Annotated in this window: 28 protein-coding genes, 1 pseudogene and 1 riboswitch; of the genes and pseudogenes, 11 read left to right on the plus strand and 18 right to left on the minus strand. The window is 70.3% G+C overall.

Features of this window, described 5'->3' with window-relative positions; genetic code table 11:
- Positions 1-226: 226 nt before the first annotated feature.
- A complete protein-coding gene (locus ACFWWR_RS08900) occupies positions 227-925 on the minus strand; it encodes an SDR family oxidoreductase (protein ID WP_383860941.1) in 699 nt (232 codons plus the stop codon).
- 18 nt (positions 926-943) lie between these two features.
- Positions 944-1,483, minus strand: coding sequence for a TIGR00730 family Rossman fold protein (locus ACFWWR_RS08905; protein WP_383860938.1), 540 nt, complete (start codon positions 1,481-1,483; stop codon positions 944-946).
- A 50-nt stretch (positions 1,484-1,533) separates the two neighbouring features.
- Here ACFWWR_RS08905 and ACFWWR_RS08910 point away from each other — a divergent pair, with 50 nt between their 5' ends.
- Positions 1,534-1,857: a DUF427 domain-containing protein gene (locus tag ACFWWR_RS08910; protein WP_383860935.1), complete on the plus strand. Its 324-nt coding sequence runs from the start codon at positions 1,534-1,536 to the stop codon at positions 1,855-1,857.
- Positions 1,858-1,894: 37 nt separating this feature from the next.
- A complete protein-coding gene (locus tag ACFWWR_RS08915) occupies positions 1,895-2,674 on the plus strand; it encodes an alpha/beta fold hydrolase (RefSeq protein ID WP_383860932.1) in 780 nt (259 codons plus the stop codon).
- 150 nt (positions 2,675-2,824) lie between these two features.
- On the opposite strand, the gene mnmA is transcribed toward ACFWWR_RS08915, so the two are convergent.
- Positions 2,825-3,955: a tRNA 2-thiouridine(34) synthase MnmA gene (mnmA, locus tag ACFWWR_RS08920; RefSeq protein WP_383860928.1), complete on the minus strand. Its 1,131-nt coding sequence runs from the start codon at positions 3,953-3,955 to the stop codon at positions 2,825-2,827.
- Between the two features lie 60 nt (positions 3,956-4,015).
- Here mnmA and ACFWWR_RS08925 point away from each other — a divergent pair, with 60 nt between their 5' ends.
- Positions 4,016-4,699 (plus strand): N-acetylmuramoyl-L-alanine amidase, encoded by a 684-nt coding sequence (locus ACFWWR_RS08925; protein WP_383860925.1) that lies wholly within the window; start codon positions 4,016-4,018, stop codon positions 4,697-4,699.
- Positions 4,700-4,759: 60 nt separating this feature from the next.
- Here the strand turns inward: ACFWWR_RS08925 and ACFWWR_RS08930 are convergent, their stop codons facing one another.
- The 3 genes from ACFWWR_RS08930 to ACFWWR_RS08940 all read right to left on the minus strand — a co-directional run bounded on the left by ACFWWR_RS08930 (position 4,760) and on the right by ACFWWR_RS08940 (position 6,482).
- A complete protein-coding gene (locus ACFWWR_RS08930; RefSeq protein WP_383860922.1) occupies positions 4,760-5,929 on the minus strand; it encodes a cysteine desulfurase family protein in 1,170 nt (389 codons plus the stop codon).
- A gap of 77 nt (positions 5,930-6,006) precedes the next feature.
- Positions 6,007-6,273, minus strand: coding sequence for a DUF4190 domain-containing protein (locus ACFWWR_RS08935; RefSeq protein ID WP_383860919.1), 267 nt, complete (start codon positions 6,271-6,273; stop codon positions 6,007-6,009).
- Between the two features lie 44 nt (positions 6,274-6,317).
- Positions 6,318-6,482, minus strand: a complete 165-nt coding sequence (locus tag ACFWWR_RS08940; protein WP_383860916.1) for a hypothetical protein — start codon at positions 6,480-6,482, stop codon at positions 6,318-6,320.
- Positions 6,483-6,640: 158 nt separating this feature from the next.
- On the opposite strand from ACFWWR_RS08940, the gene ACFWWR_RS08945 reads away from it, so the two are divergent.
- On the plus strand, positions 6,641-7,267 hold the full coding sequence (locus ACFWWR_RS08945; protein WP_383860913.1) for a TetR family transcriptional regulator: 627 nt from the start codon (positions 6,641-6,643) through the stop codon (positions 7,265-7,267).
- A 106-nt stretch (positions 7,268-7,373) separates the two neighbouring features.
- Here the strand turns inward: ACFWWR_RS08945 and ACFWWR_RS08950 are convergent, their stop codons facing one another.
- The 3 genes and pseudogenes from ACFWWR_RS08950 to ACFWWR_RS08960 all read right to left on the minus strand — a co-directional run bounded on the left by ACFWWR_RS08950 (position 7,374) and on the right by ACFWWR_RS08960 (position 9,781).
- A complete protein-coding gene (locus ACFWWR_RS08950) occupies positions 7,374-7,736 on the minus strand; it encodes a hypothetical protein (protein ID WP_383860910.1) in 363 nt (120 codons plus the stop codon).
- Positions 7,737-7,849: 113 nt separating this feature from the next.
- Positions 7,850-8,862: pseudogene (locus ACFWWR_RS08955) on the minus strand (helix-turn-helix transcriptional regulator).
- A 67-nt stretch (positions 8,863-8,929) separates the two neighbouring features.
- Complete coding sequence (locus ACFWWR_RS08960) at positions 8,930-9,781, minus strand: thioesterase family protein (RefSeq protein ID WP_383860908.1); 852 nt, start codon at positions 9,779-9,781, stop codon at positions 8,930-8,932.
- A 157-nt stretch (positions 9,782-9,938) separates the two neighbouring features.
- Here ACFWWR_RS08960 and ACFWWR_RS08965 point away from each other — a divergent pair, with 157 nt between their 5' ends.
- Complete coding sequence (locus tag ACFWWR_RS08965; RefSeq protein WP_383860906.1) at positions 9,939-11,132, plus strand: alpha/beta hydrolase; 1,194 nt, start codon at positions 9,939-9,941, stop codon at positions 11,130-11,132.
- On the opposite strand, the gene ACFWWR_RS08970 is transcribed toward ACFWWR_RS08965, so the two are convergent.
- From ACFWWR_RS08970 to ACFWWR_RS09010, 9 genes are all read right to left on the minus strand, one after another.
- The gene (locus tag ACFWWR_RS08970) at positions 11,041-11,697 is read right to left on the minus strand and encodes a trimeric intracellular cation channel family protein (protein ID WP_383860904.1); all 657 of its coding nucleotides are present in this window, start codon (positions 11,695-11,697) and stop codon (positions 11,041-11,043) included. The genes ACFWWR_RS08965 and ACFWWR_RS08970 overlap by 92 nt on opposite strands.
- A gap of 64 nt (positions 11,698-11,761) precedes the next feature.
- A complete protein-coding gene (locus tag ACFWWR_RS08975; protein WP_383861291.1) occupies positions 11,762-12,973 on the minus strand; it encodes an ABC transporter ATP-binding protein in 1,212 nt (403 codons plus the stop codon).
- 17 nt (positions 12,974-12,990) lie between these two features.
- Positions 12,991-14,088, minus strand: a complete 1,098-nt coding sequence (locus ACFWWR_RS08980; protein WP_383860901.1) for an ABC transporter ATP-binding protein — start codon at positions 14,086-14,088, stop codon at positions 12,991-12,993.
- Complete coding sequence (locus ACFWWR_RS08985; protein WP_383860898.1) at positions 14,085-15,083, minus strand: ABC transporter permease; 999 nt, start codon at positions 15,081-15,083, stop codon at positions 14,085-14,087. The genes ACFWWR_RS08980 and ACFWWR_RS08985 overlap by 4 nt, the downstream gene beginning before the upstream one ends.
- Before the next feature lie 142 nt (positions 15,084-15,225).
- Entirely contained in the window at positions 15,226-17,025 is a 1,800-nt protein-coding gene (locus tag ACFWWR_RS08990) for an ABC transporter substrate-binding protein (RefSeq protein ID WP_383860895.1), read from the minus strand.
- Positions 17,026-17,102: 77 nt separating this feature from the next.
- Positions 17,103-18,110: an ABC transporter permease gene (locus tag ACFWWR_RS08995; protein ID WP_383860892.1), complete on the minus strand. Its 1,008-nt coding sequence runs from the start codon at positions 18,108-18,110 to the stop codon at positions 17,103-17,105.
- A 309-nt stretch (positions 18,111-18,419) separates the two neighbouring features.
- Positions 18,420-19,193, minus strand: coding sequence for an enhanced serine sensitivity protein SseB C-terminal domain-containing protein (locus tag ACFWWR_RS09000; protein ID WP_384302627.1), 774 nt, complete (start codon positions 19,191-19,193; stop codon positions 18,420-18,422).
- Positions 19,194-19,375: 182 nt separating this feature from the next.
- Positions 19,376-20,179, minus strand: a complete 804-nt coding sequence (locus ACFWWR_RS09005; protein ID WP_383860888.1) for an enhanced serine sensitivity protein SseB — start codon at positions 20,177-20,179, stop codon at positions 19,376-19,378.
- Between the two features lie 69 nt (positions 20,180-20,248).
- Positions 20,249-20,917, minus strand: a complete 669-nt coding sequence (locus ACFWWR_RS09010; protein ID WP_383861288.1) for an AAA family ATPase — start codon at positions 20,915-20,917, stop codon at positions 20,249-20,251.
- Between the two features lie 173 nt (positions 20,918-21,090).
- Positions 21,091-21,190, plus strand: a riboswitch (glycine riboswitch).
- 151 nt (positions 21,191-21,341) lie between these two features.
- Between ACFWWR_RS09010 and gcvT the strand changes: the two genes are divergently transcribed.
- The 6 genes from gcvT to ACFWWR_RS09040 all read left to right on the plus strand — a co-directional run bounded on the left by gcvT (position 21,342) and on the right by ACFWWR_RS09040 (position 26,945).
- Complete coding sequence (gene gcvT, locus ACFWWR_RS09015) at positions 21,342-22,475, plus strand: glycine cleavage system aminomethyltransferase GcvT (protein ID WP_383860886.1); 1,134 nt, start codon at positions 21,342-21,344, stop codon at positions 22,473-22,475.
- Positions 22,476-22,585: 110 nt separating this feature from the next.
- Positions 22,586-22,963 (plus strand): glycine cleavage system protein GcvH, encoded by a 378-nt coding sequence (gcvH, locus tag ACFWWR_RS09020; RefSeq protein ID WP_383860883.1) that lies wholly within the window; start codon positions 22,586-22,588, stop codon positions 22,961-22,963.
- A 15-nt stretch (positions 22,964-22,978) separates the two neighbouring features.
- Entirely contained in the window at positions 22,979-24,256 is a 1,278-nt protein-coding gene (gene glyA, locus ACFWWR_RS09025; RefSeq protein ID WP_383860880.1) for a serine hydroxymethyltransferase, read from the plus strand.
- A 78-nt stretch (positions 24,257-24,334) separates the two neighbouring features.
- Positions 24,335-25,702, plus strand: a complete 1,368-nt coding sequence (locus ACFWWR_RS09030; protein ID WP_383860878.1) for an L-serine ammonia-lyase — start codon at positions 24,335-24,337, stop codon at positions 25,700-25,702.
- A gap of 121 nt (positions 25,703-25,823) precedes the next feature.
- Complete coding sequence (locus ACFWWR_RS09035; RefSeq protein WP_383860875.1) at positions 25,824-26,381, plus strand: GH25 family lysozyme; 558 nt, start codon at positions 25,824-25,826, stop codon at positions 26,379-26,381.
- Positions 26,382-26,402: 21 nt separating this feature from the next.
- Entirely contained in the window at positions 26,403-26,945 is a 543-nt protein-coding gene (locus tag ACFWWR_RS09040; RefSeq protein ID WP_383860873.1) for an MOSC domain-containing protein, read from the plus strand.
- The last annotated feature ends 15 nt before the right edge of the window (positions 26,946-26,960 follow it).

The raw sequence follows: 26,960 nt of genomic DNA on the forward strand, positions 1-26,960 counted from the left end.
AGCCTACGTAGGTGGTCGGGGTCGGGTGCACCGGTGCGGGGCCGGCTTCTCGCCCCCGCCGCCCCTACCCGTCCCGTCCCCGGGGGCTGCGCCCCCGGACCCCCCTCCGGCCGTGAACGGGCCTCGTCCTCAAACGCCGGACGGGCTGAGAGAAAGCGACCGAGACGGGTGGCGGATGGGCACAGGCCCGGGGGTCTGAGGGCGGAGCCCTTAGGGACAGCGTCCCTCAGCGGCCCGGGCGGACCGTCAGGTCGTTGATCTCCGCGTCCCTCGGCAGGTCCACGGCCAGCAGGATCGTCGTCGCCACCGACTCGGGGTCGATCCACTGCGACGGGTCGTACTCCTTGCCCTCCTGCTGGTGGACCTTGGCCTGCATGGGGCTGGCCGTGCGGCCGGGATACACCGAGGTGACGCGGACGCCGTTCGCGTGCTCCTCGTGGCGGAGCGCGTCCGCCAGGGCCTTCAGGCCGTGCTTGGACGCCGCGTACGCCGACCAGTCGGCGTGGGCGTTCAGGCCGGCGCCGGAGTTCACGAACACCACGTGCCCGTGGGCGACGCGGAGTTGGGGCAGGAGGTGACGGGTCAGCTCGGCGGGGGCGACGAGGTTGACGTTGAGCTGGTGGCGCCAGGACTTGGGGGTCAGCTCGCCCACCGGGCCCAGGTCGACGACCCCGGCGATGTGCAGCAACGAGTCCACTCGGTCCGGAAGCGACTGGTGCGAGAACGCCCAGCTCAGCTTGTCGGGGTCCGCGAGGTCGCCCACCAGCGTCTTCGCGCCGGGGAACTCCGCGGCCAGCTCCTTCGCGCGACCCGCGTCGCGCGCGTGCAGCACGAGTTCGTCCCCGCGGGCGTGCAGGCGGCGGGCCACGGCCGCGCCGATGCCGGATCCGGCTCCGGTGATCACATGAGTAGCCATGTCCGCCATGCTCGCATCAGGGCCGCCTCAGGCGACGCCCCGGCTCTCCTCCAGGTACGCCAGCGCCCCCACCGGCTCCTCCGCGAAGAACACCAGGTCGGTGAGCGGGCGTGGCAGGAAGCCCTCGTCCTCCATACGGCGGAACTGCTCCTTGAGGCCGTCGTAGAAGCCCGCGGTGTTGAGGAGCACCACCGGCTTGTCGGTGTGGCCGTGCTTCTTCAGCTCCAGGATGTCGGTCGCCTCGTCGAGCGTGCCGGTGCCGCCGACCATGATGACGACCGCGTCGGCGTTCTCCAGGAGGAGCTTCTTACGCTCGGCCAGGTCGCGCGCGACCACCATCTCGTCGGCTCCCTGACGTGCCTTGGCCGCCAGGAACTCCACGGTGACGCCGAGCAGCCGGCCGCCCGCCTCGTGCACCCCGTCGGCGACCACCTTCATCAGTCCGACGTCGGAGCCGCCCCACACCAGCGTGTGCCCGCCCTTGCCGATCAGCTTGCCGAACTCCCGCGCGGGGCGGGTGTACCGCTCGTCGAGGTCGGCCGCGGAGAGGAAGACGCAGATTCGCATGAAGCCACCGTAGCCGGGAAGAACCGGCGGCCCGCGAGCGCTGTTCCGGTATGGCCCATGGACACACGATCACCATCGAGCAGGGTACCCAGCGCGTACGGGTCGTCCGCGGCGACCACGTGCTGGCGGAGACCGAACGGCCCCTTCTCCTGCGGGAGACGGGCTGTCCGGTGCGGTACTACATCCCCCCTGAGGACGTACGGCTCGACCTGCTGACGCCCTCCGAGACGCACACGTACTGCCCGTTCAAGGGCACCGCCTCGTACTGGTCGCTGGCGGACGCGGCCGACCTGGTCTGGGCGTATCCCGACCCGAAGCCGGACGTGGCCGAGATCAAGGACCACCTCTGCTTCTACGATGTGGAAGTGTCGTGACCGATTAGACCGGTGCCGTCCGGCAGTCTTCACAGGCATGGACAAGAAGACGACTTCGCAGGACGGCACCTCCCTCGCGTACGAGAGCACCGGTCAGGGCCCCGCGGTCATCCTCGTCAGCGGGGCCATGTCGACGGGGGCGACGGTGGCGCCGCTGGCCGTGCCGCTGTCGGAGGGGTTCAGCGTCGTCTCGTACGACCGCCGGGGCCGCGGGGCGAGCGGCGACACGTCTCCCTACGCGGTGGAGCGGGAGGTCGAGGATCTCGCGGCACTGATCGAGGCCGCGGGCGGCGAGGCCTCGCTGTACGGCATCTCCTCGGGCGGCGCGCTCGCGCTGCACGCTGCGGCGAGCGGGCTGCCGGTGCGCCGGGTCGCGGTGTACGAGCCTCCCTTCGCCGTGTACGAGGGCGGGGCGAAGGAACGCGCCGAGTACACCCGGGCTCTGACCGAGGCGCTGGCCCAGGGCCGGCGCGGGGACGCGGTGGAGCTGTTCCTGCGGCTCACCGGGCTGGCCGAGGAGATGATCCAGGGCGCCCGCCAGTCCCCCATGTGGCCCGGCATGGAGACCGTCGCGCCGAGCCTCGCCTACGACAACGCCGTGATGGGCGACGGCCTGGTCCCCCGGGACCTGCTGGCCTCGATCACCGTGCCCGTCCTGGCCGTCGCGGGCGGCGCGAGCCCCGCCTGGATGCGCGAGGCGGCGCAGGAGGTCGCGGAGGCGGCACCCGAGGGCACGTACCGCGCGCTGGAGGGGCAGACCCACATGGTGGACCCGAACGCCCTCGCACCCGTGCTGGCGGAGTTCTTCGCCCAGTGAGCGAGCCCAAGTGCGAGCCCGAGTGCGAGACCGAGTGCGAGACCGAGCCGAATCCGAGCTAGCCCGAGCGAGGTCCGCTGAGCCCCGGCGTGCCCGAGCCGAGCCCGAGCGAGCCCCGTGAGCCCGCCCTGAGCCCGGTGGCTTCTGCGGTTACGCCACGCCCGCCGTCGCCCGCACCGTGGACGCGATCGTCGCCGACCCCACCACGCGCGTGCCGTCGTACAGCACGATCGCCTGGCCGGGGGCCACACCGCGGACCGGCTCCGCGAACGACACCTCCAGGGTGCCCTCGATCAGCTCGGCGGTGACATCGGTCTCACCGCCGTGGGCGCGGAGCTGGGCGGTGTAGGTGCCGGGGCCGGTCGGGGCGGCGCCGCACCAGCGCGGCTTGATGGCGGTGAGCGCGCTCACGTCCAGGGCGTCGGCCGGGCCGACCGTCACCGTGTTGTTCACCGGCGAGATGTCGAGGACGTAGCGCGGCTTGCCGTCGGCGGCGGGGGTGCCGATGCGCAGGCCCTTGCGCTGGCCGATCGTGAAGCCGTACGCGCCCTCGTGGGTGCCGAGCTTCGCTCCCGCCTCGTCGACGATGTCGCCCTCCGCCTTGCCGAGGCGGGAGGCGAGGAAGCCCTGGGTGTCGCCGTCGGCGATGAAGCAGATGTCGTGCGAGTCGGGCTTCTTGGCCACCGCGAGGCCCCTGCGCTCGGCCTCCGCGCGGATCTCGTCCTTGGTCGTCGTCGTGTCACCGAGCGGGAACATGGCGTGGGCGAGCTGCTGGTCGTCCAGGACACCGAGGACGTACGACTGGTCCTTCGCCATGTCGGAGGCGCGGTGCAGCTCCCGGGTGCCGTCGTCACGCACGATCACCTGGGCGTAGTGGCCCGTGCAGACCGCGTCGAAGCCGAGCGCGAGTGCCTTGTCGAGCAGGGCCGCGAACTTGATCTTCTCGTTGCAGCGCAGGCAGGGGTTCGGGGTGCGGCCGGCCTCGTACTCGGCGACGAAGTCCTCGACCACGTCCTCGCGGAAGCGGTCGGCGAGGTCCCACACGTAGAACGGGATGCCGATGACGTCGGCGGCACGGCGGGCGTCGCGCGAGTCCTCGATGGTGCAACAGCCACGCGCGCCCGTGCGGAACGATTGCGGGTTCGCCGAGAGGGCGAGGTGGACGCCGGTCACGTCGTGTCCCGCCTCGGCCGCGCGGGCGGCGGCGACGGCGGAATCGACCCCGCCCGACATGGCGGCGAGGACGCGGAGAGGACGAGTGGGCTGCGTGGTGTCAGTCATAACCCTTCAAGAGTAAGGGGGCTCGGGAACCGGAGCCCCCGAGTATCCGTTCACGATCACATGGGGGCGAGACGAGCAGGCAAGGACAAGGCCGCCGGTGCGGACACGGACCGGCGGATCGGCCGGCGTGCGCTGCTGATCGGCGGTACGGCGGCCGCGGCGGGCACGGCCGTGCTGGCCCGTGACGAGCTGGCGCGCCTGTGGTGGCGGGCGCCCGGCGTGGAGAAGCCGCGCAAGGAGGGCGAGGTGGACTACGCCGGGGCGCGCTGGGTGGCCGCGTCGGAGGCGAACTGGCGGCGCGCGGACCGTCCCGACGACTACGGCATAGACATGGTGGTCATCCATGTCACCCAGGGCAGCTTCGACAGCGCGGTGAAGGTCTTCCAGGACCCCGGACACGGCGCGGCCTCGCACTACATCGTCCGCAAGGACGGCCACATCGCGCAGATGATCCGCGAGCTGGACGTGGCGTACCACGCGGGCAACCGCGACTACAACGAACGCAGTGTCGGCATCGAGCACGCGGGCTTCGTCGACCGGCCACAGGACTTCACGGGCGAGATGTACGAGGCCTCGGCCCGGCTCACGGCCCGGATATGCGCGCGCTACGACATCCCGGTCGACCGTGAGCACATCATCGGCCACGTGGAGGTGCCGGGGACGGACCACACCGATCCCGGGAAGCACTGGGACTGGGACCGGTACATGAAGCTCGTACGAAAGGCTCGTACGGCGGTGGTGTGAGCGGCTGCGGACAGGTAGGACCGCCGGGGAGCGTCCTGCGTACGTCCCGCCGGGAGCGTCCTACGTCAGTCCCGCCGCGCGTGCCCGCTCCACCGCCGGGCCGATCGCCTTGGCGACGGCCTCCACGTCTGCCTCCGTGGAGGTGTGGCCGAGGGAGAAGCGGAGGGTGCCGCGGGCCAGGTCGGGGTCGGTGCCGGTGGCGAGGAGGACGTGGCTGGGCTGGGCGACGCCCGCGGTGCAGGCGGAGCCGGTGGAGCACTCGATGCCCTGGGCGTCCAGGAGGAGGAGCAGGGAGTCGCCCTCGCAGCCCGGGAAGGTGAAGTGGGCGTTGGCCGGCAGACGGCCGCCGGGAGCCGGGTCGCCGCCCAGGATGGCGTCGGGGACCACCTTGAGGACCTCCTCGACCAGGCTGTCGCGCAGGGTGCCGATCTCGCGCTCGAACCACTCGCGCTGTTCGGCGGCCAGCCGGCCGGCGACCGCGAAGGAGGCGACCGCGGGGACGTCGAGGGTGCCGGAGCGGACGTGCCGCTCCTGGCCGCCGCCGTGCAGGACGGGGACGGGGGTGTGCTCACGGCCCAGGAGCAGGGCGCCGATGCCGTACGGGCCGCCGATCTTGTGGCCCGAGACCGTCATCGCGGCGAGGCCGGAGCCGGCGAAGTCGACGGGGACCTGGCCGAAGGCCTGGACGGCGTCGGCGTGCAGGGGGACGTCGAACTCGGCGGCCGCTTCGGCGAGTTGGCGGATCGGCAGGACCGTGCCGATCTCGTTGTTCGCCCACATGACGGTGGCGAGGGCGACGTCGTCGGGGTTGCGGGCGATGGCCTCGCGCAACGCCTCGGGGTGGACCCTGCCGTACGCGTCGACCGGGAGGTACTCGATCGTGGCGCCCTCGTGTTCGCCCAGCCAGTGGACGGCGTCCAGGACGGCGTGGTGCTCGACGGGGCTCGCGAGGACCCGGGTGCGGGCCGGGTCGGCGGCGCGGCGGGACCAGTAGAGACCCTTCACGGCGAGGTTGTCGGCCTCGGTGCCGCCGGCGGTGAAGACGACCTCGCTGGGGCGGGCGCCGAGCGCTTCCGCGAGGGTCTCGCGGGCCTCCTCGACGGTTCGCCTCGCTCGGCGGCCGGACGCGTGGAGGGAGGAGGCGTTGCCGGTGATGCCCAGGTGCGCGGTGAGTGCCTCGACTGCCTCGGGGAGCATCGGGGTGGTCGCGGCGTGGTCGAGGTATGCCATGGTGACGCCGATTCTACGGGGCCCCGGGCTGGGCCTCGGCGGGGCGTCTCGCGAGGGGGGATCGGGCACCGCTGCGGTCAGAAGCTCCAGGACACCGAGCTGTCCATCTGCATGAACGCCAGCAGGACCACCAGATCGGCGACCCCCAGCCCCATGCCCAGGTAGGCGCGGCCCTTGCGGGTCGTGCCACGCCACAGGGAGAGGGCTGCCAGGACGATGGCGGTCGGGCCCAGAACGATGTTGAGGACGAGGAGGCCGAGAAGGCCGAGGACGAAGGATGCGACGGCCATGCCGTCGGCGTCGTGGATGCCGGTGCGGCGGGTGGCCGGTGCGGTGAGTTGCATGACGGGTCAGCTCCTGGAAGTCGCAGAAGTCGTAGGACGGTTGGTCAGTGGGTGGTGCCGCGGCGGCGGCCGTGGCGCTCGCGGATCGCGAAGATGCCGAGCCAGACGGCGATCACGACGGCGGCGACGGCGGTGAAGCCGAACGGCGCGTGCGCGACGGTGCCGAGGACGACTCCGAGCAGCAGGAGTGCGGCGACGAGGAACAGCATGGGTGGGACCCCCTCCGACGAGATGACTCTCGATGGCGATCGAGGACGACTCTCGTGACGTTTCGGTGAACGGTTGTAGTTACAGTTGTTCACTGACTTCCCAGTCTAGCGCCTCCTATGACTTTCCAATTACAGAGAACAGTTGTTAACTGCATGGCATGAGTCACACCCTCGGCATCCGGCAGGCACAGAAACAGAAGACCCGGCAGGCGCTCCTCGACGCCGCGTTGGAACTGCTGGAGGAGCAGAGCCTGAGCAGTCTCGGCCTGCGTGAGGTCACCCGTGTCGTCGGCGTCGCCCCCACGGCCTTCTACCGGCACTTCCGCTCCACCGCGGATCTCGGCGTGGCCCTGGTCGAGGAGGCGCTGGGCAGCCTGCACCCGATGATCCGGACGACGGTGTCCGGAGCGGACGACCACGACCAACGCATCACCCGCGCCGTCCAGTTGATCGCCGGCCATGTGGCCGAGTACCCCGCACACGTCCGTTTCGTCGCCCGTGAGCGCCACGGTGGAGTCCAGCCGGTGCGGGAGGCGATACGCGACCAACTGGCGCGGTTCGGCGAGGAGGTGGGGACCGAGCTGGCCAAGGACCCCGAGTCCGCGGGCTGGAGCGAGGACGACCTCCTCATGCTGGCCAACCTGTACGTCGACCAGATGCTGATCACCGCCTCCCTGTTCCTGGAGGCGCTGGAGGCGTCCGAGGAGGAGCGCGAGCGGGTCGTCCAGGTGGCGACCCGGCAGCTGCGCCTGATCAGCGTGGGTCGTCATCACTGGCTGGACTGAGCCTGCGCAACGCGCAGGGGCGGCACACCCGTCGGCCGGGTGTGCCGCCCCTGTCGCATGCGATGCCCGGTCGGTCGTACGACGTCCGAGCTCAGCCCTGCCGTGCCTACCGGCTCGGGCTGCCGCTGGGCAGCGCGCCACCACCGCCCGGACCGCCACAGCCACCGCCCTGCCCCCCGCCGGGGCCGCCCTGGCCGCCCCCGGCCCCGCCGGAGGGCACGCCGCTCGGCATGCCGGAGGGGGTGCCGGACGGCTGGGCGGTGGCGTTGCCGGTGGGGGCGCCCGACGGGGCACCGCTCGGCCTCGCCGACGGGTTGCCGCTCGGCGCGCCGGACGGTGGCTGGCAGGTCTGCTGCCCGGAGTTGCCACTGTTCGAGGACGACGACGAGTCGCCCGCACCGCAGGCCACGAGGGCGAGGGGCGAGAGCGCCAGCAGGGCGACGGCGGGAGCGAGACGCACACGCTTCATGAGAAACAACTCCAGGAAGGATGAGGGAGTCCTGAGGCGCGCACTCAACCAACGTCCCTTAGGGCTTCGTTGGGACCGCCCTGTCCCTGGCCTGTGCGTAGGGCAAAGAGCGGCTAACGAGACACGCTTGACCTGGGGTTCTCTTCCGGCCCGTCCTCTGCTCGCTGGTACAGGTCCGTGACAGAGGCGGCCGCCCGGGCCAGTTCCTCGCGCACCTCCGGCGGGGACACGACCTCCACGCGGTCGGCGAACTGGAGGAGTTGACGGGCCTCGCCGAGCACGCCGTACGACAGTCGGGCCGTCACCCACGCGCTCTCGCCGTCGTCGTCGGGGAGTTCGGCCAGCGACGCGGCGTTGATGCGCAGGAACAGGTCGAGGCGGTCACGGCGGACCCGGACGGTGACGTCGAGCCCGCCGGGGCGTTCCTCGACCTGTCGGCGCAACACCTGCCAGACGTCGGTGAGTTCGACGCCGGGCCGGCGCCTGACCGGGTCGGCCAGGACGGTCGCCGACCGCACCCGGTCGGCACGGAAGAGCCGCGGCCCGGTGCGCCGGTCGGCGACCAGGTACCAGACGCCCGCCTTCGCGACCAGGCCGTACGGGTCGACGGTGTAGGTCCGTGTCTCCTGCTCGCCGCTGTGCCGGTAGCGCAGTCGCAGCCTGCGGTCGGTGAACACCGCGTCCTGCAACGCCTCCAGGTCCACCGCCCGCCGTGGGCCGCCCTTCCAGCGCGTGGCGTCGACGAGGATGCGGCGGGAGGTGACCTCGGCGGCCGGGCGGTGGGGGCGGGCAGCGCGGCCATCACCTTGCGCAGGGCCGATCCCAGCGCCGCGTCCAGGCCGAGCGCCGCGTGGGCGCCCTGGGCGGCCAGGGCGGCCAGGATGAACAGGGCGCGGGACTCGTCGGCGGTCAGTCCCGTGACGTCCGTGCGGAACCCGGCGAGCAGCTCGATGCCGCCGTGCCGGCCGCGTTCGGCGTAGACCGGGACGCCGGAGGCGGACAGGGCCTCGACGTCCCGGTAGACGGTGCGGACGGACACCTCTAGGCGGTCGGCGAGTTCGCGCGCGGGGACGCGGCCCCGGGACTGCAGGAGCAGCAGGATCGACAGCAGGCGGTCGGACTTCACCGCTCCAGGATCCCGGACCGTACGCCCGCGCGGTGGGGCGCTGCTCAGCCTGCCGGGGGCCGGCCCCTCAGCCGAGCCTGGCCCGGGCCAGCTGCCGCGACTGCGCGACCAGCCGGTCGGCGCTGTCCCAGACCTCGGCGTCCTCCTCCAGGAAGCCGCCGGCCAGGTTGCGGGTGGTGATCGAGACGCGCAGCGGGCCCGGGGCCGGGCGGCACCGGATGTGAACCGTCAGTTCGACCGTGGGCACCCAGCCCGACAGGCCGATCTCGAAGGCGGTCGGCGGCAACGCGTCGACCGCGAGGAGCAGCGAGAAGGGGTCGGCGTCACGGCCGTCGGCGAGGCCGAACCAGGCCCGCATCTCCCCCTTGCCGGAGGGCGCTCCGAGTGCCCAGCCGAGCGTCGACGGGTCGAGCTTCAGCATCAGCCGGTCGGTGATCGCCGAGCTGCCGTCGACGGGGGCCGGACCGTCCTCCGGTCCGAAGCACTGGTCCAGGGGCGGGAAGGCGGGGGGCTCGGCCGTCGTGCGGACGTCGTCCGGCAGCGAGTCCAGGTCGCCGTAGGAGGCGAGGACGCGGATGCGTTCGACTTCGCGGCCCTGGTCGTCGTACTGGAAGAGGGAGGCCTGGCCGGTCGACAGGGTGCGGCCGGTGCGGACGACGTCCGTGCGGACGACCGCCGGGCCCGGCTGGGACGCGGTCAGGTAGTGCGCCGAGATGGTGAACGGGTCGGCGTGCGGCAGGGCGTCCGCGAGCGCGCGGCCCAGGACGGCGAGCAGGTAGCCGCCGTTGACGGCGCTGATGATCGTCCAGCCCGCGGAGAGGTCGATGTCGTAGACCCCGGGCTCGCGCAGGGTGACCGCGGTGTCCCGGTCGAACTCGCTGTCGCCGATGACGGCGCGCACGGTAGCTGTCTCTGGCATGCCTGAACGGTACAACAGGTAATTACTAAGCGGTAGCTTTTATCGTTACGGCCGTATGACACCGGTCGCGGCGCCCCAGGTGAGGCGCGGGCAATTTTTCGGTAAGTGTCCCTACACATCCGTAAACCCGAGCCCTCGGCCCGCCCTCTCCAGATACATGAGCCTCACCGGGACTACGTTCCTCTACACCCTGATCGCGCTGGCCGTCGCCGCCCTCGCGCTGCCGTTCGCCCTGTGGTCGCGGATGCGGGGACCCCGGGCCCTGCGCACCGCGGCCCGGGTGCTGATGCTGCTGTTCGCCCAAGGCACGGCGGTCGCCCTCATCTTCACGCTGGTCAACAACGAGAACAACCTCTACGACAACTGGGCCGACCTCCTCGGCACCGGCGACCACGTCCAGCAGGCCGTCGACCTGGGCGCCGACGGCACCGGCGGGATCGCGCTGAAGCGGCTGCCCAAGGTCCACCAGAGGTTCACGAAGACCGGCGGCGTGCGCGTCACGCAGCTCGAGGGGCGGGTGTCGGGCGTGAACGCCGAGGTATACGTCTGGCTGCCGCCGCAGTACGACGAACCCGCCTACCGGCACCACAGGTTCCCGGTCGTCGAGCTGCTGTCGGGCTATCCCGGCTCGGCGAAGGCCTGGTTCGGGTCCCTGCACGCCGACGAACAGCTGCTGCCGCTGATGCGCGACCGCGAGGTGGCGCCGTTCATCCTGGTCGCCCCGCGCACCAACCTGCTGGCCGGCGTGGACCCGGGCTGCGCCAACATCCCGGGCACGGTCAACGCGGACAGCTGGCTCAGCGTGGACGTGCCGAGAATGGTCATGGACAACTTCCGGGCCGAGTCCGCCCCGGCGGGCTGGGCGGTGGCCGGGTACTCGGCGGGCGCGCACTGCGCGGCGAAGCTCGCCGTCGCGCACCCCGACCGCTACCGGGCCGCGGTCAGCCTGTCCGGCTACAACGACCCGATCGGCGAACGCACCTCGCTGGCCGCGCAGAACCCCGCCCTGCGCAACGCCAACAACCCCTACCTGCTGCTGCGCGAGGCCCGCACCCCGCCCGCGATCGCGCTCTACCTCTCCGGCCAGCCACACGACGGCTACGAGGCGGCCGTGGCCCTCGAACGGATCGCGAAGGCGCCGACGACCGTGCACGTCGTCTACATCCCGAAGAGCGCGGGCGGCCACACCATGGCGCTGTGGCGGCCGCAGGTGGTGCCCGCCTTCCGCTGGCTGACCGAGCAACTGGGCCTGGGAGCCGCTACTCCTCCCGCACCGTCGACCGCCGGTTCCACGCACGCGGCGCTCGCCAGTGGAACCGCATCGCGAGCAGCCGCAGGACGAAGGCGGTGACGACCGCGAGCGTGCTGGTGAGCGGGTTGAGGACGTCGTAGTGGATGCACAGGACGACCAGGGTGGCGCCGACCATCGCCGGGACCGCGTACAGGTCGCGGTCCCAGCGAAGCAGCGAGGGCACCTCGTTGGCGAGCACGTCCCGCAGCACACCGCCGCCGACCGCGGTGGCGAGGCCGAGAGCCGCCGACTGGGTCAGGCCGAGCCCGTACTCGTACGCCTTCGTCGTGCCGGCGACGCAGAACAGGCCGAGGCCGGCCGCATCGAAGACGTTCACACCGGCCTGGATCCGCTCCACCTGCGGGTGCAGGAAGAAGACCAGGAGGGCGGCGAGCAGCGGGGTGGTGAAGTACCCGAGGTCCGTGAAGGCGGCGGGCGGTACGGCCCCGATGATCAGGTCGCGGAACAGCCCGCCGCCCAGCGCGGTGACCTCGGCGAGGACGGCGATGCCGAAGACGTCGAAGTTCTTGCGGACGGCCAGCAGGGCGCCGGAGATGGCGAAGACGAAGATGCCGATCAGGTCGAGCGTGTGCTGGACGGACGGGCTGAACAGTTGCTGAAGCACCCTGACATTCTTACCCAGAACTGAGCCCCCGCCTTGCGATGGAAGGCGGGGGCTCGGTTGTGAGCTACTTGTCGTTGGCGTCCTTGGTGACGTCGGTCTCCTTGGCGACCTCCGCCGCCACCGCCGCCGACGTCTCCGCCGACTCCGCCAGCACCTCGTCCGCGACCAGCTCGGCCGCCTCCCGGGCCACCGTCAGCAGCACGGTGTCCTGCGGGGCCTGGTCCTCGAAGTTCTCCGGGTGGTGACAGGCGACCTGCTGGCCGGGCTTCAGCTCGAGGAGCGGAGGCTCGGTGGTCTTGCAGATCTCCGTCGCCTTCCAGCACCGGGTGTGGAAACGGCAGCCGCTCGGCGGCGAGATCGGCGAGGGCACGTCGCCCTTGAGCAGGATGCGCTCGCTCTTGGCCGACTTGCGCCGCGGGTCCGGGATCGGCACCGCCGACATGAGCGCCTTGGTGTACGGGTGCATCGGCGCCCGGTACAACGCGTCGCGGTCGGCGAGCTCCACGATCTTGCCGAGGTACATCACGGCGATACGGTCCGAGACATGGCGTACGACGGACAGGTCGTGGGCGATGATCACGTACGTCAGGCCCAGCTCCTGCTGGAGGTCGTCCAGGAGGTTCACGACCTGCGCCTGGATCGACACGTCCAGGGCCGAGACCGGCTCGTCCGCCACGACCAGCTTCGGGTTCAGCGCGAGCGCGCGGGCGATGCCGATGCGCTGGCGCTGGCCGCCGGAGAACTCGTGCGGGTAGCGGTTGTAGTGCTCGGGGTTGAGGCCCACGACCGACAGCAGCCGCTGCACTTCCTTCTTGATGCCGCCCTCGGGCTCGACGCCCTGCAGCTTGAAGGGAGCGCCGACGATCGTGCCGATGGTGTGGCGCGGGTTCAGCGACGAGTAAGGGTCCTGGAAGATCATCTGCACGTCGCGGCGCAGCGGACGCATGCCGCTCACCCCGAGGTGCGTGATGTCCCTGCCCTCGAACTCGACCTTGCCCGCGGTCGGTTCGAGCAGCCGGGTGATCAGCCGGCCCATCGTGGACTTGCCGCAGCCGGACTCGCCCACGACGCCCAGCGTCTCGCCGGAGCGGACCTCGAAGTCGATGCCGTCGACCGCGTGCACCGCGCCGACCTGGCGCTGGAGCAGGCCCTTCTTGATCGGGAAGTGCTTCTTCAGCCCGGTCACCTTCAGCAGGACCTCGCCGGGGGCAGGGTCCTTGGTGAGGGTGGCGGTGCCCTCCTCCTGAGGAGCGTCGCCCTGCGCGGGAATGGTCACCGCTTTCTCGTCGTCACTCACAGCTTCGGCGCAATCTCTTCGGTCCAGATACGCTCCCGCTGCTCCGTGCCCAGGTGGCAGGCGGCCCAGTGCCGGCTGCCCACTTCGGCGAGCTCGGGGCGGACGGTGCGGGTGACGTTGTCCTTCGGGAGGTCCGCGTACGGGCAGCGCGGGTTGAAGGCGCAGCCGGACGGGATGTTGATCAGCGAGGGCGGCGAGCCCTTGACCGGGATCAGACGCTCCTGCTGCTCACGGTCCAGGCGCGGCATCGAGCCCAGCAGACCCCAGGTGTAGGGGTGCCGGGGCTCGTAGAACACCTTGTCGGCCGGGCCCCGCTCGACGCAGCGGCCGCCGTACATCACCAGGATGTCGTCGGCCAGTTCGGCGACGACGCCCAGGTCGTGGGTGATGACGATGACCGCGGAGCCGAACTCCTTCTGCAGGTCGCGGATCAGGTCGAGGATCTGCGCCTGGACGGTGACGTCCAGGGCGGTCGTCGGCTCGTCCGCGATCAGCAGCTCGGGGTTGTTGACCAGCGACATCGCGATCATCGCGCGCTGGCGCATGCCGCCGGAGAACTCGTGCGCGTAGCTGTCGACCCGCTTGTCCGGCTGCGGGATGCCCACCCGGTCGAGCATCTCGACCGCTCGACGCTTGGCGGTCTTCTTGTCGACGTCGTGGTGGATCCGGTACGCCTCCACGATCTGCTGGCCGATCGTGTAGTACGGGTGCAGCGCCGACAGCGGATCCTGGAAGATCATCGCCATCTCGCGGCCGCGCAGCTTGCGCACGTAGTCCGGGTCGGCGGACAGGAGCTCGGTCCCGTCCAGCCAGATCTCCCCGGAGATCTGCGCCTTGCGCTTTCCGTACTGGCCGGCGGTGTGCAGGCCCATGATGCCGAGCGAGGTCACCGACTTGCCGGAGCCGGACTCGCCCACGATGCCGAGGGTCTTGCCCTTCTCCAGCTGGAAGCTGAGCCCGTCGACGGACTTGACCAGGCCGTCGTCGGTCGGGAAGTGCACCTTCAGGTCGCGCACTTCCAGGAAGGAGGTCGGGGCGGGCGAGGAACTGGTGGGCTCGCCCACGGCCGCTCCGCTCTTGCTGAGTTCGGTCATGTGAGCCTCACTCGGGGGTCGATCACGGCGTACAGGATGTCCACCACGAGGTTGGCGACGAGCACCGCGAGGGATGTGATCAGGGTGACGCCCACGATGATGGGCAGGTCCTGGTTGCGGATGGCGTCCAGTACGGCCCGGCCGAGACCGGGCAGGTTGAACGTGGACTCGGTCAGGATCGCGCCACCGATCAGGGCTCCGAGGTCCATGCCGAGCATGGTCAGGATCGGCGTCATCGTCGAGCGCATGGCGTGCTTGCCGATGACGGTCTGTTCCTTCAGGCCCTTGGCGCGGGCGGTGCGGATGTAGTCCTCGCCGAGGATCTCCAGCATGGTGGCGCGGGTGATCCGGGCGTACATCGCCGCGTACAGGAAGGCGAGGGTGATCCACGGCAGGATCATGCCGCCGAACCAGCCGCCGAAGCTGTCCTCCAGAGGCACGTACTGCGCGTCGATCCATTTCAGCCCGAAGGCGAAGATCGCCAGGCTCAGCATGCCGGTGAAGTAGATGGGGAGGGAGACACCGCCGAGCGCGATGACCATCGCGCCGCGGTCCCAGATGCTGCCCCGCTTGAGCGCGGAGAGCACGCCCGCCGCGACACCGAAGACCAGCCACAGCACGGCGGCGCCGAGCGCGAGTCCCAGGGTCACCGGGAAGCGGTCGGTCAGCACCGGCCAGACGGCCTGCTCGCTGCGGAAGGAGTAGCCGAAGCACGGTGCGGAGCAGTGGATCGTGTCGCCGCCGCCCGAGTAGGTGCGCCCGGCGAAGATGCCCTTGAAGAACTCCCAGACCTGGGCGTAGATCGGGTCGCCCAGGCCGAGCTTCTGGCGCACGCCCTCGACAGCGGCCGGGTCGGCCTGCTTGCCCACGAAGCTCGTGGCGATGTCCACGCCCGCCCACTTGGGGACGAGGAAGAAGATGCCGAAGACCACCATGATGATGACCACGAGCATCACTGCGGCGGCGAACAACCGCCTGATGAGGTAAGCGAGCACAGCTCTCGGCCCGCCGCGGACCGCGGGCCACCTCCGGTCTCCCCCACTGCCTTAAAGGCGTGGGAGGTACCCCCAGGTGGCCCACGGTCACGCTGCGCCGGCCTTCACCTGCCTTTCGTGCCGTGTGGCGGGTGTGCCGGGATTACTTCGCGGACTTCAGACCGAGGTTGACGAAGTCGTACATACCGCTGTAGCCGTCGGTGGTGTACACGTTCGCCAGGTTGTCCGAGCGCCAGTTGATGAACTTCTCGAAGACGAAGGGCAGGTAGTACGCGCCCTCCATCACCTTGTGGTTGATCTCCGTGGCGATCTTTTCCTTGCCCGCGTCGTCCAGCGTGGTGACGTAGGAGTCGAACAGGCCGTCGATCGTCTTGTCCTTGATCATCGCGTAGTTGGAGTTACCGCTGTCAAGGATGTACTTGCTGTCCCACAGCGGCAGACCGAAGCCCTGCACGGACGGGAAGTCCGGGCCCCAGCCCATGATGATGATGCCGTAGCCCTTCTTCTTCACGTTCTCGGGGCTGCCGATGATGCCGGTGGTTTGCGAACCGTCGTACTGCTCGATCTCGGCGTTGATGCCGATCTTCTTCAGCGACGCCTGCAGGGACTGGGCGGTGGCCACCTCGACCGGCTTGTTGTTACGCACGGCGATGGTGGTGGAGAAGCCGCTCGGCTTGCCGCAGGCCTTCAGGGCCTCCTTGGCCTTGGCCTCGTTGCCGCCCTTGTTGGCACCCGCGAGCTCGTACGGGTCGTACTTCTGGCCCTCGGCGCCCGGGATGGACGGCGGCAGCATGTTGGTGCCGATGTCGCCACCGGCGATCGGGCCGCCGCGGGCGGTCTGCAGCGACACGTGGTCGGCGCCGTAGATGACGGCCTTGCGGCACTCGATGTTGTCGAACGGCGCGACGGTCTGCGGGAAGACCGCGTAACGGATGTAGCCGGAGACCGGGTTGTCCAGGTTGGCCTTGTGCTGCTTGAGGGCGGTGGTGCGGCCCTGCGGCGACATGCCGGTCTGGTTGATGTCGAGGTCCAGGTCACCGTTGAGCAGACGCTGGTCGAGCTGGTTGGCGTCCGAGAAGAACGTGACCTTGATCGTGTCCGGGTACGCCTTGCGGATCGGGTCCGAGGCCTGCTTCCACTCGGGGTTGCGGACCAGCGTCAGCTCCTTGCCCGGGCTGTACGACTGGAACTTGTACGGGCCGGAGGAGAACGGGTGCAGACCGTACTTGGACTTGGTGTCCTTGTCCTGGCGGACCGGGGAGGCCGACACCAGGGCCAGCATCTCCTCGAAGTCCGAGTTGGCCTGCGGCAGGTGGAAGACGATCGTCTTGTCGTCGGGCGTGTCGATCGCCTTCAGACCCAGCTTGTCCGCGGAGGTGTCCTTGTACGGGCCCTTGTACTCGCCCTTGGGGTCCAGCACGTCCTTCAGGTAGACCGGACCGCCGGACAGCACGTCCTGCGCCCACACGCGCTCGATGCCGTACTTGACGTCCTTGGACGTGATCGGCTTGCCGTCCTCCCACGTCACACCGTCGCGCAGCGTGTACGTGTAGGTCTTGCCGTCATCCGTGATCTTGGCGGTCGAGGTGGCGAGGTCCGGAGTGATCTCGGCACCCGCCGCGCCCGGCTCGGCCTTGCCCGTGACGAGCTGACGGCTGTAGTAGCGCGCGAAGTTCCACATGAAGCCGTAGTAACCGCGCGTGGTGTCCCACGAGTCGGCATCCTGGGCGCCACCGAACTTCAGCGTGCCGCCCTTCTTGGCGGCGGAGGCCTGGGCGACCTTGTTGTTCGCGGCGTCGAAGCCGGCGGCGCCGGTGCTCGAGCCCTTGTCGCCGTCGTCTCCACCGCCGCCGCCGCACGCCGCCGTGGTCAGCAGCGCGGCGACCGCGGCGACAGCGGCAAACGCCTGCTTCCGCCGCCCTGAGGTGCGTTGGGTAGTCACGATCTCGGATCCTCCGGATTTGATGAGAGACCCCGTGTCAGTGCCACGGGACAGTTGGGGTGCCGCGATTCGGCGGTTCAACGGGAAGCCTTCGGGTCCAGCGCGTCCCGGACGCCGTCGCCGAAGAGGTTGAAGGCCAGCACGGTGATGAAGATCGCCACGCCCGGAACCACCATGTACATGGGGTCCGACTCGTAGTAGTCGATCGCACTCGAGAGCATCTGCCCCCACGAGGCCGTCGGCGGCTTGACGCCCACGCCCAGGAAGCTGAGCGCCGCCTCGGTGAGGATGTTGGTGGGGATCATCATCGTCGTGTACACGACGATCGGGGCGACGAGGTTGGGCAGCAGCTCCTTGAACAGGATGTAGATCCGCCCCGCGCCCAGCGATCGGGCGGCCTCCACGTACTCGCGCTCACGCAGCGAGAGCGTCTGGCCGCGCACCACGCGCCCGATGTAGGGCCAGCCGAAGAAGCCGATGACGAGGATCATCACGAAGACGCGCACGCTCGACCCGGTCAGACCCAGCATCTCGTTCGGCATGACGGAGACCAGCGCGATGATGAACAGCAGCTGCGGGAAGGCCAGCAGGCCGTCCATCACCCGGCTGATCACGGAGTCGACCCAGCCGCCGAAGAACCCGGCGAGGATGCCCAGCACCGTTCCGAGGATCACGGCGACCACGGCGGACAGGAAGCCCACCAGCAGGGAGATCCGGGCGCCGTAGAGGATGCGGGCGAAGATGTCGCGGCCGTTGACCGGCTCGACGCCGAGCAGGTGTTCGCCGCTGATGCCGCCCAGGGAGCCCGTGGGCGTCCCGAAGAGCGGGTCGATGAGGCTCTCGTGATACTCGTTCGGGTCCTGCCCGAGGATCCCGGTGATGACCGGGGCGAGCAGCGCGAGCATCACGAGGAAGAGCACCACGACGCCACCCGTGAGGGCGAGCTTGTCCCGCTTGAGGCGCTCCCAGGCGATCCGGCCCAGGGAGCGTCCCTGTACGGCCTTCGCATCGGCGCTGATCAGCGCCGCTTCTTCGGCCGCGCTCGGGGCCGCTTCCGCGGTCGGCTCGTGCAATGGTGCCGTCATCTGGCAGGGACCCCTCTCAACCGGCGGTAGCCGGCCCGCACTTGCCGCTGTGGCGGCATTGATCAGTCCGTCGTACACAGGGACGAAAGGTCCCTGGTGCCGGAGTCTTCAACGCTTTGGCGATCTGTTGCCAGACTTGGCGGTGAAAGGATGCATAAACGTGATGCGGGCTGGAGGGTTCCGTTATCCGGACGCCGGGTAACGCGGGGCGGACACAGGCTACTTGGGACATTTGGGGCACATAGGTGCGATCCACCCTGTTCTACGCGCGGAGACATGCCGGGCCGCCCGGGCCGGGATGACGTCCGATCAGTATCCGCCGCGGGCCGGCGGATAGCCGTATCCGGCCGCCGGAGCCTGGGCCGAGGAGGGGGCCGGGGCGGGCGCGGCATGGGCCTCGCGGTCGTAGAACGGGCGGGCGCTCGCCCGCATCCACAGAGCCACCGGGTCGTACTCGTCGGACATCGCCACGGTCGACACCGGCAGCCCGTCCGGGACCGCTCCGATCGACTGCTGCATCATCGCGCGCACCGAGTCGACGGCCGGCGGGCTGGTGTCGTACACGTCTAGACCGATGGCCAGATAGGGCGCCCCGAGCGCGGGTTGCACCCAGGCGCGGCGCAGTGAGCGGACGGCCGGGGTGCGGTGGGCGTTCTGCGCCACCAGGGCGTAGAACTGCGGGATCTCGATGCCGGGTTCGGACAGCCGGAGCGGACCGGCGGGCTGGCGCTCCAGGCCGGTGGCGATGCGGCGCAGGTCGAGCCAGGGGATGCCGACGCCGCCGCCGGGAGCGTGCGGGTTCAGCCACAGGCCGTAGTGGTCGGGGTAGAGGGTGCGGGCGACGTCGATTCCGTCGACGACCTCGTAGGAGCGGTTCCAGCCACTGGCCGAGAGTTCCTGGGCCGAGGTGACGCACGGGGCGTAGCCGTAGCCCTCGACCTCCATGTTTCCGTACTGGGCGTCGGGGGAGCCGGCCTGGCCGTGCCACAGGAGCATCCAGATCTGGCCGGAGGAGGGAGTCGCGAGCGCGCGCAGGAGTGCCTCGTAGGCGTCGTAGCGCCCGGGCGTCACCTGGCGCAGCATGTGCTCGACCTGACCGGCCGCGATGCCGCTCACCTGTACCGCCCCTTCGTGAAGTTGCCTCGATATGAAACCAGCTTATGTGGCGGTGCCGACAGCAGCCGCCCAAGAGCTCGGGACTTGTTCGCCGTCGGCGGGTGCGGGTCGTGGGGCCTGTCGCGCCGTTCCCCGCGCCCCTGACTACCTCAGTAGCCGTACTGGTAGAAGGGCCGGACCTGCTCGCGCATCCAGTGGCCGACCGGGTCGTCGGCCACGTCCAGGAGGACCAGGTTGACCGGCCAGGGGGCCGGGGCGCGGCCCAGGGCCCTCGCCAGGGCGTCCGTGGGGACCGTGCGCAGGTCGGGGGCCTCCCAGTGGGAGAGCTCCACGCCGACGAACATCACGGGGTCCGCCGTCTCGATCGCCGCCAGGCAGCGGCGGGCCGTGAGGACGACGCCTGTCGACGCGAACTCGGCCGAGGCGGCGGCGAGGAAGTCGACGGGGTCGTCCTGCCAGTCGGGCTCGTAGAGCTTGACGCGGCCGCCGCTCGCCGGGCCGTCCAGCGGGGTACGGCCGGAGCGGCACAGGTCGGCCACGGCGGCCGGGGGCAGCGGGACGCCGACCGTGCCGTCCGGGTTCACGGCGATGCCGACCTGCGGGGGCAGGCCGCGGGCGAACTCCACCGCGGGCGCGATGGTGTACGACAGGTGCGAGCCGACGACCTGGCGGAACTGCTCCTCGGAGCTGAAGACCGGCACATAGGCCTGGCCGTCGATCTCCAGGGTCGGGAGGTCGAGCGGGCCGCTGTGCGGGCCGCCGCCGCTGGGCAGCGGCACCCACACGAAGCTGCGGCCGAGCACCTCGATGATCCGCCCGCCGGCCCCGGGGATGCCGAGGGAGGCGGAGAGCACCTCCTCCAGCTCGTTGCCGGGCCATCCGCCGTGCGAATGGGGGTGCGCCTGTGCCGGGAACTCCGAGAAGCCCGCTGGGAGATCCGCCGGGAAGTCCATCTGCTGCCTACCGCCTGCCGAGTACCGCTGCTGTGGCTGAAAGGCTAGCGGGTGCGGACCGGCGCGGGGTCAGCCCGTGAATCCGATCCGGCGCAGAACGTTCGCCGCGTCCCTGTCGATCAGTACCGCCGAGTCGCAGCCCTGGGGCAGGTCGCCCTTCTCCACGGAGCTGATCAGGCGGGAGGCCGCGCCGCGGTGGCGCAGGAACGCGTACCGCGAGACCCCGCGACCGCGTTCGCGCTGGCCCGCCAGCGCCGTGTCGGGGGCGACGTCGAGCAGCAGCAGGTGCAGGATGCCGCCCCGGCGGCGGGCCTCGCGGGCCAGCCAGCCGCGCACCCAGGCCTGCGTACCGCAGTCGTGCACGACGACGCCCGCGCCGGAGCGCAGGGCGCGGCGCAGCCCCGCGTAGTGGGCGAGGCGGACGAGCGGGCGGTAGACCGCGTACGGCAGGAAGCGGGACAGCCGGCCGTCCCAGCGGTCTCGGGTGTCCTGGGAGTCGATCCGCAGGCCCTTGACCGTGCGCCGCATCAGCGTGGACTTGCCGCTGCCGGGCAGACCGGTGATCACGACGAGGTCGCGGGGTCCGAAGAGCAGTGCGTGCGGGCTGCGGCCCTCGCGCTCGCGCAGGTCGCGGAGGACGGGTCCCGGCCGCGTCCCGCACGCCTCGCGGGCCGCGGGCTGCTCGGGCAGCGCGACGGCCGAGGTCGTGGCGTACGCCGTAGTCCTGTTCACCGTGATCGTCCTCCCCTGGGGCGGGTCACGAGTTCCCCTCCCCGTCGAGTGTAAAGAGAAGGTAATACGCGGTGTCTCCTGTTTTCATGCGCTTACTGCCACAGGCCGGTTACAGATGTGACCTGCCGCGGACCGAAGATGCGTGCGATGATGTGCGCGCCAACTGCATACCGGCCGTTTGAATCCGCGCGGGAGAGTCCCCAGCCGTACGTCGCTGGGGCGCCGAAGGAGCAAGTCCCTCCCTTGAATCTCTCAGGTCCCCGTTACCGCGCGGGCGAGGCACATCTGAAAAGCGGGCCGCTGCCACAGCGGCTCCACCCAAGGTGCAAGTCGTGACCACCGTTTCGCGGGGTCATGACGAACCTCTCAGGTTCCGATGACAGATGGGGAGGAACGACCTCGCCGTCATGCCTTGGGAGACGACCGTCCGATGAGCAGCACCGCACCCCGTCACACCGCGCTCGATGCCCTGCATCGCTCGCTCGGCGCGACGATGACCGACTTCGCCGGCTGGGACATGCCCCTGCGCTACGGCTCCGAGCGCGACGAGCACAACGCCGTGCGCACCCGGGCCGGTCTCTTCGACCTCTCGCACATGGGCGAGATCACCGTCACCGGCCCGCAGGCCGCGCAGCTCCTGAACTACGCGCTCGTGGGCAACATCGCGTCCGTCGGTGTCGGCCGGGCCCGCTACACCATGATCTGCCGCGAGGACGGCGGCATCCTCGACGACCTGATCGTCTATCGGCTGGCCGACACCGAGGCCGGTTCCTCGCACTACATGGTCGTCGCCAACGCCTCCAACGCCCAGGTGGTGCTGGACGCGCTGACCGAGCGTGCCGCCGGCTTCGACGCCGAGGTGCGCGACGACCGGGACGCCTACGCGCTGATCGCCGTGCAGGGTCCGCGATCGCCGGGGGTTCTCAAGTCCCTCACCGACGCCGACCTGGACGGCCTGAAGTACTACGCCGGCCTGCCCGGCACCGTCGCCGGCGTCCCGGCGCTCATCGCGCGCACCGGCTACACCGGCGAGGACGGCTTCGAGCTGTTCGTGCAGCCGGAGCACGCCGTCGAGCTGTGGCAGGCCCTGACCAAGGCGGGCGAGGACGTCGGCCTGGTCCCCTGCGGCCTGTCCTGCCGGGACACGCTGCGTCTGGAGGCGGGCATGCCGCTGTACGGGCATGAGCTGTCGACGGCGTCGACCCCCTTCGACGCCGGGCTCGGACGCGTGGTGAAGTTCGAGAAGGAGGGCGACTTCGTGGGGCGCGAGGCGCTCACCGAGGCCGCTGCCCGCGCCGAGAGCAACCCTCCGCGCGTCCTCGTCGGCCTGGTCGCCGAGGGGCGTCGCGTCCCGCGCGCCGGGTACGCGGTCGTCTCCGGCGGCGAGGTGATCGGCGAGGTCACCTCCGGCGCGCCCTCCCCCACGCTGGGCAAGCCGATCGCGATGGCGTACGTCGACGCCGCGCACGCGGCGCCGGGCACGCCGGGTGTCGGTGTGGACATCCGGGGCAGCCACGAGCCGTACGAGGTCGTGGCGCTGCCGTTCTACAAGCGCCAGAAGTAGACACTTGAGCGGTTCGTGCGCGTGACCCTGCGCACATATCCGCTGCTCACGTGTGTTTCCAGCAGTCCCACCATCACCAGCACTCCCCCGCGTACAGGAGAATCCAGGCCATGAGCAACCCCCAAGAGCTGCGCTACAGCAAGGAGCACGAGTGGCTGTCGGCCGCCGCGGACGGCGTCTCGACGGTCGGCATCACGGAGCACGCGGCCAACGCGCTCGGTGACGTCGTCTTCGTCCAGCTCCCGGAGGTCGGTGCCGCGGTGACCGCGGGCGAGACCTGCGGCGAGCTGGAGTCGACCAAGTCGGTCAGCGACCTGTACTCCCCGGTCAACGGCGAGGTCACCGAGGTCAACGAGGACGTCGTCAACGACCCGTCACTGGTGAACTCCGCTCCCTTCGAGGGCGGGTGGCTGTTCAAGGTACGCGTCGCGGAGGAGCCGGCCGACCTGCTCTCCGCCGACGAGTACACCGCCTTTTCCGCCGGCTGAGGAGTCGTACACCCGATGTCCGTTCTGAACACGCCCCTGCACGAGCTCGACCCGGAGATCGCCGCCGCGGTCGACGCCGAGGTCAGCCGCCAGCAGTCCACCCTCGAGATGATCGCCTCCGAGAACTTCGCGCCTCTCGCGGTCATGGAGGCACAGGGCTCGGTCCTCACCAACAAGTACGCCGAGGGCTACCCCGGCCGCCGCTACTACGGCGGTTGCGAGCACGTCGACGTCGCCGAGCAGATCGCGATCGACCGGGTCAAGGAGCTGTTCGGCGCCGAGTACGCCAACGTGCAGCCCCACTCGGGCGCCTCCGCCAACCAGGCCGCCCTGTTCGCGCTGGCCAAGCCCGGCGACACCATCCTCGGCCTCGACCTGGCGCACGGCGGCCACCTCACCCACGGGATGCGGCTGAACTTCTCCGGCAAGCAGTTCAACGTGGTCGCCTACCACGTGGACGAGGCCGGGCTGGTCGACATGGCCGAGCTCGAGCGGCTCGCCAAGGAGCACCGGCCGAAGGTGATCATCGCGGGCTGGTCGGCGTACCCGCGGCAGCTGGACTTCGCCGAGTTCCGCCGGATCGCGGACGAGGTCGAGGCCTTCCTGTGGGTCGACATGGCTCACTTCGCGGGTCTGGTCGCGGCGGGCCTGCACCCGAACCCGGTCGAGTACGCCGATGTCGTCACCTCCACCACCCACAAGACGCTGGGCGGCCCGCGCGGCGGCATCATCCTGGCCAAGAAGGACTTCGCCAAGAAGCTCAACTCGTCCGTCTTCCCGGGCTTCCAGGGCGGTCCCCTGGAGCACGTGATCGCGGCCAAGGCGGTCTCCTTCAAGGTCGCCGCCTCGGAGGACTTCAAGGAGCGCCAGCGTCGCACCGTCGAGGGCGCGCGGATCCTCGCCGAGCGCCTCACCGCGCCGGACGCCCGCGCGGCCGGCGTGAACGTCCTGTCCGGCGGCACCGACGTGCACCTGATCCTGGTCGACCTGCGCGAGTCCGAGCTGGACGGGCAGCAGGCCGAGGACCGCCTCCACGAGGTCGGCATCACGGTCAACCGCAACGCCGTCCCGAACGACCCGCGCCCGCCGATGGTCACCTCCGGCCTGCGGATCGGCACGCCCGCCCTCGCCACCCGCGGCTTCACCGCCGAGGACTTCGCCGAGGTCGCGGACGTCGTCGCCGAGGCGCTGAAGGCGCCCGCTCCCTTTGCGGGGGCCGACGTCGAGGCGCTGAAGACCCGGGTCAAGGCCCTGGCCGCCAAGCACCCGCTGTACCCCGGTCTGAACAAGTAGTTCCTTTTTGTTGCGCGCCCCGCACACTCGTCAGTGCGGGGCGCGCGCCCCCTGCACCACCCGTACTGAGGAGTTCCCGTGGCCATCTCGGTCTTCGACCTGTTCTCGATCGGCATCGGCCCGTCCAGCTCCCACACGGTCGGCCCGATGCGCGCGGCCCGCATGTTCGCCCGCCGACTGCGCAACGAGGCCCTGCTGGACACGGTCGTGTCCCTGCGGACCGAGCTGTACGGCTCCCTCGGCGCGACCGGCCACGGTCACGGCACGCCCAAGGCGGTACTGCTCGGCCTGGAGGGCGACTCCCCGCGGACGGTGGACGTGGAGAAGGCCGACCAACGGGTGGCGGACATCAGGGAGGCGGGCCGTCTGCGGCTCCTCGGCGAACACGAGATCGGCTTCGACTTCGACAAGGACCTCGTCCTCCACCGCCGTAAGACCCTCCCCTACCACGCCAACGGCATGACCCTGTGGGCGTACGACGCCTCGGGGGCGGAGCTGCTCACGAAGACGTACTACTCGGTGGGCGGCGGCTTCGTCGTCGACGAGGAGGCGGTGGGCGCGGACCGCATCAAACTCGACGACACGGTCCTCAAGTACCCCTTCCGCACCGGCGACGAGCTGCTGCGCCTGACGCAGGAGACCGGCCTGTCCATCTCCGCGCTGATGCTGGAGAACGAGCGGGCCTGGCGCACGGAAGAGGAGATCCGCGCCGGGCTGCTGGAGATCTGGCGGGTGATGCAGGCGTGCGTGTCGCGCGGCATGGCCCGCGAGGGCATCCTGCCGGGTGGGCTGAAGGTCCGTCGCAGGGCCGCCATGTCGGCGCGCCAACTCCGGGCGGAAGGCGACCCGTTGGCGCACGCGATGGAGTGGATCACGCTCTACGCGATGGCGGTGAACGAGGAGAACGCGGCGGGCGGACGGGTGGTGACCGCGCCGACGAACGGAGCGGCCGGCATCATCCCCGCGGTGCTCCACTACTACCTCAACTTCGTTCCGGGCGCCGACGAGGACGGGGTGGTCCGCTTCATGCTCGCCGCCGGCGCGATCGGCATGCTCTTCAAGGAGAACGCGTCCATCTCCGGCGCCGAGGTCGGCTGCCAGGGCGAGGTCGGCTCCGCCTGCTCGATGGCGGCGGGCGCGCTCGCCGAAGTCCTCGGCGGCTCCCCCGAACAGGTCGAGAACGCCGCCGAGATCGGCATGGAACACAACCTCGGCCTCACCTGCGACCCGGTCGGCGGCCTCGTCCAGATCCCCTGCATCGAGCGCAACGGCATGGCCGCGGTGAAGGCGGTCACTGCCGCGCGGATGGCGATGCGCGGGGACGGCTCGCACAAGGTGTCCCTGGACAAGGTCATCAAGACGATGAAGGACACGGGCGCCGACATGTCCGTCAAGTACAAGGAGACGGCCCGGGGCGGGCTGGCGGTCAACATCATCGAGTGCTGACGTCCGCCGCCGACGAGCGCAGGTCGGTGTTTCCACGCCACGCGCGGATCACCCGTGCCAAGGTGGGGCTGCGGTCAGCAACCGACTCGTGTCCCCCCTACAGGCACTTCAGGGAGCACCCATGCTGCGCGGCATCGACGTGAGCGCCTACCAGTCCGCCACCTACGACACCGACGGCCTCTCCTTCGTCTTCATCAAGGCGACCGAGGGCCGTACGTACGTCAACCCGAAACTCGCCGCCCAGACGAAGCGGGCCCGGGACGCCGGCCTGGTCGTCGGCTTCTACCACTTCCTCTGGCCGGGCAACCTGACGGCCCAGGCGGAGTACTTCGTCGGCAAGGCCCCCGAGAAGGCGGGTGACATCCTGGTCGTCGACTGGGAGACGACCGGCGACGGCAGACACCCGAGCAACGCGGAGAAGGACAACTTCATCCGCAAGGTGAAGGCGCTGCGGCCGAACAACCGAGTGATCTTGTACTGTAATAGGAACTATTGGCTGACCGTCGACACCACGTCGTACGCGGGTGACGGACTGTGGATCGCGGACTACGTCACGGCCGGCCGGCCCCGCATCAAGGCGAAGTGGCGCTTCCACCAGTACACCGACGACCCGCTGGACAAGAACGTGGCGGATTTCGCCGACAAGGCGGCGCTGCGCCAGTGGGCCGAGGGCGCCTGACATTTGGGAGAGCTTCAGGTCATGGGTGGGTCTGTCAGTGCCGTCAGCAGCAACGGGACGTACTCCTTCACCAAGCCGAACCGGGAGAGCATCACCTTGCTCGCCGGGCTCGGGGTGGAGGGGGATGTGCACGCCGGGACGACGGTGAAGCACCGGTTCCGGATGGAGAAGGATCCCTCGCAGCCGAACCTTCGGCAGGTGCACCTCATCCACGAGGAGCTTTTCGACGAGGTGCGGGGCGCCGGGTTCGAGGTGGCGGCCGGGGAGCTCGGGGAGAACGTCACCACGCGGGGGATCGATCTGCTGGGGTTGCCGGTCGGGACCCTGCTGCGTCTCGGCGGCGAGGCCGTCGTCGAGGTCACCGGGCTGCGGAATCCCTGTGCGCAGATCGACAGGTTCCAGAAGGGGCTGTTGAAGCAGGTCGTCAGGCGGGACGCGGAGGGCCGGGCGCGGTTCACGTCCGGGATCATGAGCGTCGTCGTCACCGGGGGCGTGGTGCGGCCCGGGGACCCCGTGAAGGTCGTCCTGCCGGACGGGCCGCACCTGCCTCTCGAGATCGTCTGACCTAGGGCCTGTCCG

The organism is Streptomyces sp. NPDC058678 (assembly GCF_042714835.1).
Lineage (GTDB): Bacteria > Actinomycetota > Actinomycetes > Streptomycetales > Streptomycetaceae > Streptomyces.

Bases quoted from the DNA above. Each gene is read 5' to 3' on its own strand.
- ACFWWR_RS08900 (WP_383860941.1), bottom strand. From the start codon at position 925: ATGGCGGACATGGCTACTCATGTGATCACCGGAGCCGGATCCGGCATC.
- ACFWWR_RS08905 (WP_383860938.1), bottom strand. From the start codon at position 1,483: ATGCGAATCTGCGTCTTCCTCTCCGCGGCCGACCTCGACGAGCGGTAC.
- ACFWWR_RS08910 (WP_383860935.1), top strand. From the start codon at position 1,534: ATGGCCCATGGACACACGATCACCATCGAGCAGGGTACCCAGCGCGTA.
- ACFWWR_RS08915 (WP_383860932.1), top strand. From the start codon at position 1,895: ATGGACAAGAAGACGACTTCGCAGGACGGCACCTCCCTCGCGTACGAG.
- mnmA (WP_383860928.1), bottom strand. From the start codon at position 3,955: ATGACTGACACCACGCAGCCCACTCGTCCTCTCCGCGTCCTCGCCGCC.
- ACFWWR_RS08925 (WP_383860925.1), top strand. From the start codon at position 4,016: ATGGGGGCGAGACGAGCAGGCAAGGACAAGGCCGCCGGTGCGGACACG.
- ACFWWR_RS08930 (WP_383860922.1), bottom strand. From the start codon at position 5,929: ATGGCATACCTCGACCACGCCGCGACCACCCCGATGCTCCCCGAGGCA.
- ACFWWR_RS08935 (WP_383860919.1), bottom strand. From the start codon at position 6,273: ATGCAACTCACCGCACCGGCCACCCGCCGCACCGGCATCCACGACGCC.
- ACFWWR_RS08940 (WP_383860916.1), bottom strand. From the start codon at position 6,482: ATGCTGTTCCTCGTCGCCGCACTCCTGCTGCTCGGAGTCGTCCTCGGC.
- ACFWWR_RS08945 (WP_383860913.1), top strand. From the start codon at position 6,641: ATGAGTCACACCCTCGGCATCCGGCAGGCACAGAAACAGAAGACCCGG.
- ACFWWR_RS08950 (WP_383860910.1), bottom strand. From the start codon at position 7,736: ATGAAGCGTGTGCGTCTCGCTCCCGCCGTCGCCCTGCTGGCGCTCTCG.
- ACFWWR_RS08960 (WP_383860908.1), bottom strand. From the start codon at position 9,781: ATGCCAGAGACAGCTACCGTGCGCGCCGTCATCGGCGACAGCGAGTTC.
- ACFWWR_RS08965 (WP_383860906.1), top strand. From the start codon at position 9,939: ATGAGCCTCACCGGGACTACGTTCCTCTACACCCTGATCGCGCTGGCC.
- ACFWWR_RS08980 (WP_383860901.1), bottom strand. From the start codon at position 14,088: ATGACCGAACTCAGCAAGAGCGGAGCGGCCGTGGGCGAGCCCACCAGT.
- ACFWWR_RS08995 (WP_383860892.1), bottom strand. From the start codon at position 18,110: ATGACGGCACCATTGCACGAGCCGACCGCGGAAGCGGCCCCGAGCGCG.
- ACFWWR_RS09000 (WP_384302627.1), bottom strand. From the start codon at position 19,193: ATGCTGCGCCAGGTGACGCCCGGGCGCTACGACGCCTACGAGGCACTC.
- ACFWWR_RS09005 (WP_383860888.1), bottom strand. From the start codon at position 20,179: ATGGACTTCCCGGCGGATCTCCCAGCGGGCTTCTCGGAGTTCCCGGCA.
- gcvT (WP_383860886.1), top strand. From the start codon at position 21,342: ATGAGCAGCACCGCACCCCGTCACACCGCGCTCGATGCCCTGCATCGC.
- gcvH (WP_383860883.1), top strand. From the start codon at position 22,586: ATGAGCAACCCCCAAGAGCTGCGCTACAGCAAGGAGCACGAGTGGCTG.
- glyA (WP_383860880.1), top strand. From the start codon at position 22,979: ATGTCCGTTCTGAACACGCCCCTGCACGAGCTCGACCCGGAGATCGCC.
- ACFWWR_RS09035 (WP_383860875.1), top strand. From the start codon at position 25,824: ATGCTGCGCGGCATCGACGTGAGCGCCTACCAGTCCGCCACCTACGAC.
- ACFWWR_RS09040 (WP_383860873.1), top strand. From the start codon at position 26,403: ATGGGTGGGTCTGTCAGTGCCGTCAGCAGCAACGGGACGTACTCCTTC.